At 51.4% G+C, this 1170-nt stretch carries 1 protein-coding gene; it reads left to right on the top strand.

Annotated elements, in window-relative coordinates:
• On the top strand, nt 1-704 hold a 704-nt coding region (locus PPL9_RS18855), incomplete at its 5' end, for an aminotransferase class III-fold pyridoxal phosphate-dependent enzyme (RefSeq protein ID WP_152986759.1).
• Nucleotides 705-1170 lie beyond the last annotated feature (466 nt).

Below are 1170 nucleotides of genomic sequence, written 5' to 3'. Positions count from 1 at the left end.
TGGGGGAGCCGGTACTGGGAACCGGCGGGATTATTCCACCACCAGCGGGTTATTGGGCGGCTATTCAAGCCGTTTTGAAAAAATACGATATTCTGCTGATTGCTGATGAAGTGGTGACAGGTTTTGGGCGCCTCGGATCCATGTTTGGTTCTGATCATTATGGATTGGAAGCAGACATCATCACCATTGCCAAAGGCCTGACATCCGCCTACGCACCGCTCTCCGGTTCTATTGTCTCAGACAAGGTCTGGAAGGTTCTTGAACAGGGCACAGATGAAAATGGACCAATCGGCCATGGTTGGACGTATTCAGCTCATCCCATTGGCGCCGCAGCCGGTGTCGCAAACCTCAAATTGCTTGACGACCTGAACCTTGTTGAGAAGGCCGGAACCACTGGTGCATATCTCAACAAATCCATGAAGGAAGCTTTGGGTGATCATGCCAATGTAGGAGATGTACGCGGCGAGGGATTACTCTGCGCCGTAGAGTTTGTCAAAGACCGCGACGACCATAGTTTCTTCGAGGCATCCGACAAAATCGGGGCTCAAATCTCCGCAGCCTTGCTGTCTCAGGATGCAGTCATCGCACGCGCAATGCCCCAAGGCGACATCCTCGGCTTCGCCCCCCCATTCTGCTTAACACACGAAGAAGCAGACACAGTCGTTGCCGCAACAGTAAGAGCAGTGAAGGCTGTATTAAGTTGATACTGATTTAGTGTAGGCTGGTGTCTCAATCAGCCTACATGACCGTCATGTTCCCTAAAGAGGTAGAGATCTTTATACGAGCAGATTATCTGGTCTCTTAAGGGACACGAGGCAGAGTCTGGTTACTGAGGTCTGAGATGACAGCTATGATTGAAGTGCGTCTCCTGCTTGTTTTCGGGTAAGCGTTGAGGTCATGATGCCATCATTTCTCTCGAAGGGCTTTGCTCGGGTCTTCCACCCAAGGAACTTCTGGGTGTGTTGATAAGACGGTTGGAGGTCTTCTTGACCTCCGATTTGTGTTCTCAACTATGCCTTTCTGCCATGGAGCTGATGGATCACAGAACCATGTTTGCGTCCCAGTTTGCGCTTGCAGATGTGACCACGATACAAACTCGCTATCGCGCCTTGCTGCTTTCGATCAGCGCACCATACCAGAGCTAGGCGCAGCTGTGCTCAACGTCTCCCT

The sequence above is a fragment of the Pseudovibrio sp. POLY-S9 genome, assembly GCF_001431305.1.
Taxonomy (GTDB): domain Bacteria; phylum Pseudomonadota; class Alphaproteobacteria; order Rhizobiales; family Stappiaceae; genus Pseudovibrio.
This window is presented reverse-complemented; position numbering and strand designations above follow the sequence as displayed.